This window comes from Bacillus sp. AFS055030 (assembly GCF_002574545.1).
In the GTDB taxonomy this organism is placed as follows: Bacteria; Bacillota; Bacilli; order Bacillales; family Bacillaceae_G; genus Gottfriedia.
Genome location: NZ_NUGT01000054.1, coordinates 1 through 3633, shown reverse-complemented (window position 1 = coordinate 3633; position 3633 = coordinate 1). Strand labels below are relative to the sequence as shown.

Below are 3633 nucleotides of genomic sequence, written 5' to 3'. Positions count from 1 at the left end.
ACGCAATATTTTATAAATTTATATTATTACGAGCCATTAGCTCAGTAGGTAGAGCATCTGACTTTTAATCAGAGGGTCGAAGGTTCGAATCCTTCATGGCTCACTTTTGTTTATTCGCGGTCGTGGCGGAATGGCAGACGCGCTAGGTTGAGGGCCTAGTGGAGGTTTCTCCGTGGAGGTTCAAGTCCTCTCGGCCGCATCTTAATATGACTTATCAGGCATCTTACAATTGTAAGGTGTCTTTTTTGTTTTTCTTCTATTTAAGTAATTCTTGTTTGAATATTATTAGAATGGTTATTATATAGCAAAAATGGTGATTTAATGATGATTTATACATGGCAACTTCAGGTTGCACCCTAATGCACGTAATACTATCTTTACATAACATCGTATATTAATAATAATTGAGTTACTGAAAGGAAGTGATTTCATGATTTTTAGTAAACGATTAAAAGATGAACGTGAAAAAAGAGGATGGTCACAAAATGACCTTGCAGAGAAGATTCATGTAAGTCGACAGACCGTTTCCAAATGGGAAACGGAAAAAAATTATCCAAGTATTGAGGTATTGATTAAATTAAGTGATTTATTTGATATTACCATTGATGAGTTATTAAGAAGCGATGATGAATTAAAAGAAAAAATAATTCAAGATAGTAAACAGTTAGCAAATCCGAATTTAAAAATAACTTTTGACTGTATCTTTATAGTTGGCGCTATTTTATTACTGACTAAATTGATTATTTTCCTTTTGAATAAATTTATGGGAGCGGATATTACAATCTTAAAGGGTAATCATTTCATTATAAATTTTATACCGATGATATTGATGATAATTGGTGGAGTTGGATCGGACTATTATAAAAAGAAATACACTCAGTGATGATTGATTGAGTACGAATAAGTTTTTATATGAAAAAACTCACTTTTGATAACTAAAAACTACATAATTCAAATTAGGAAGTTTTTTAGGGTTGGCAATCGCTGGCTTCTTTTTTTTGTTATTTATGGTTAAAAAATAGTCAAAATTAGAACAATTATGAAGGGCTTTTCCTTGTTATACTTAGATTAAATATTAAAAGGAGGGGCTGTAATAATAAAGTCGAGTTAATTAAGAGAGTTTTAAGTAAAACAGCCATATTACTAACTGGGGATATATGAATACCATATTAAAATATTCTACTATATTATGGGCGGTTCTATTTTTGTATTTCTATAACAAATTAGTGCCCAAAACCATACTTTATCCTATAATGGATTTTCTTATATTATTTATAAGCATTACTGTAATACAGAAATTTTTTGATTTAAAAAAAGGTCGTAACAACATAAACTAAGTTCATTTCTTCTGTCACATTAAGTTATATGCTTCTTCTTTAAGTATTTCATTTGCTTTTTTCATTTTTTTTACTGTGTATCACCTTTCGATTTCTATAAAGATAAAATAAAAAACATTACCGTTAAGTAATGTTTCTTCTTTACAATATTGGAGATAAAAGACGTGAGATAGCTTCTTTAAACTTGATTATGACTGATCTCTCTTGATATTTATCAATTGTAAGCTCACTACAATGTTTACTATCAAGTATAAAAAGATCTCGTAATTCAGAAGCTTTTTCCTCTGAGTAGGTAATCGCGTTTATTTCGAAATTTAATTTAAAACTACGAGTATCGATATTAGTAGTTCCTACTGAAGCTACTTCATGATCCACAACGATTGTTTTAGCGTGTAAAAAACCATTCTCGTAAAGTAATATTTTTGCACCATATGATAAAAGTTCTCCAGCGTACGATAGAGTTGCCCAATACACGAATGGGTGATCAGGTTTACTTGGAATCATTATTCTTACATCGATACCAGATAAAATTGCGATTTTGCACGCATCCATAATACTTGTATCAGGAATAAAATACGGTGTTTGAATATAAACAGATTTTTTAGCTGACATAATTAATTTAACGTACATATTTTTCAAATGTTCTGTTTCTGAATTTGGTCCACTTGCAACTATTTGGATAGGGGTACTTCCAATATTCTTTTCACTATTAAATGAGAATTCTTCTATACTATGTACAGGTTGATTAGTGGCTTGTTGCCAATCTAAAATAAATCTACCTTGAATTTGATTAACTGATTCTCCAATTATCCGAAAATGAGTGTCTCTCCAATAACCAAATTTCTGATCAATACCAAGATATTCATTTCCAATATTGAATCCTCCAATATAGGCAATTTTCCCATCAATAATACACAGTTTTCTATGATTCCTATTATTTAAACGAAAATTGATCAGTCTTAGGAATGAAGGGAAGAACGCTACTACCTCGCCACCATGTTTAACAAGTTCTTTGAAAAAGGAAGGGGTAATTCTTTTGGAACCAATGTCATCATACAGGACTCGTATTTTTACACCTTCTTTTGCTTTTTTTGTAAGTTCATCTCTTAGTTTCTTTCCTAATGAATCACGCTGGATGATATAGTACTCGATATTAATCTCTTTTTGGGCAAGTTGTATGTCTTTAAATAGAGAATTAAATTTTTCGTGACCATCTCGAAACGTTCGGATTTCGTTATCTGTCGTTAATAAAGCGTTAGCTGACTTTAAATTCATCATAATTAAATGTGAATGCTTTGATAGTAGCTCATCTTGATGAAAAATTTGATCATTATGAATTTTATTAGCCTGGTCCGTAACTGCCAATTGTAGATAAGTTCTTTCTTTAGTGGATAGATGGTAGAAATTCTTTTGTTTTAGCTGCCTACCTAAAAATAAATATAGAACAAAACCCACTATAGGTATAAAAAGTAAGATCATTAGCCAAGCCCACGTGGCAACAACATCTCTTTTTTCAATAAATACAAGTACTCCTGCTAAAAGTATATTGATGATAAGGAGGATTGTAAGAAAATTATTAATATCCATTTTTCACACTTCCTATTAAGTTAGATTACCTTATATTAGTTTACTATCTTTTTTTATGTTCTTCGTTCATATTTTTTATTTAAAAGAAAAAAGTATTCGAAAACACTTCATATACAAATTCAATCTCGTTACATATCAGATATGAAAAATAGATTTTCTTATTATATAGAAAAAGGAGATACTCTGTATAATTGGGGTATGTACTTAAATTGTACCAAAGTAATTCAGTTAGTGTTTCGTAGTACTATGTCGGAAATGATAAATATGTATTGATTAAAAGTACTTTAATAACTTGAAAAAAGGACTTTAAGTCGAGGTAGATCAAATAAGTATACAAATTCGTAAATTTTTTATTTTAAAGTGTTGACATTAGTTGTTGGATACTTTAATATAGTTTAAGTCGAGTCGGACAAGTTAACGAAGTCAACGAAAGCTTATCGTAGTAAGCTTTTAAAGTTAAAAAAACTTTTTAAAAAAAGTGTTGACATGAACAGTCAGATGTTGTAAACTGTAAAAGTCGCTAACGAAGACGACACACTTTATAATATGCGCCCGTAGCTCAATTGGATAGAGCGTTTGACTACGGATCAAAAGGTTATGGGTTCGAGTCCTTTCGGGCGCGCCATATTACGGGAAGTGGCTCAGCTTGGTAGAGCACCTGGTTTGGGACCAGGGGGTCGCAGGTTCAAATCCTGTCTTCCCGACCATT

Annotated in this window: 2 protein-coding genes and 4 tRNA genes; 5 read left to right on the top strand and 1 reads right to left on the bottom strand. The window is 31.2% G+C overall.

Annotated features, from left to right (window positions below):
- Positions 1-30 precede the first annotated feature (30 nt).
- The 3 genes from CN925_RS15775 (at position 31) to CN925_RS15765 (ending at position 883) form a co-directional block, all read left to right on the top strand.
- A tRNA-Lys gene (locus tag CN925_RS15775) sits at positions 31-103 on the top strand.
- A gap of 13 nt (positions 104-116) precedes the next feature.
- A tRNA-Leu gene (locus CN925_RS15770) sits at positions 117-199 on the top strand.
- A 231-nt stretch (positions 200-430) separates the two neighbouring features.
- On the top strand, positions 431-883 hold the full coding sequence (locus CN925_RS15765) for a helix-turn-helix domain-containing protein (RefSeq protein WP_098847310.1): 453 nt from the start codon (positions 431-433) through the stop codon (positions 881-883).
- 595 nt (positions 884-1478) lie between these two features.
- Here the strand turns inward: CN925_RS15765 and cls are convergent.
- On the bottom strand, positions 1479-2924 hold the full coding sequence (cls, locus tag CN925_RS15760; RefSeq protein ID WP_098847308.1) for a cardiolipin synthase: 1446 nt from the start codon (positions 2922-2924) through the stop codon (positions 1479-1481).
- Between the two features lie 548 nt (positions 2925-3472).
- Between cls and CN925_RS15755 the strand changes: the two genes are divergently transcribed.
- Both CN925_RS15755 and CN925_RS15750 read left to right on the top strand, forming a co-directional pair.
- Positions 3473-3549 (top strand) — tRNA-Arg (locus tag CN925_RS15755).
- A gap of 5 nt (positions 3550-3554) precedes the next feature.
- Positions 3555-3631 (top strand) — tRNA-Pro (locus tag CN925_RS15750).
- Positions 3632-3633 lie beyond the last annotated feature (2 nt).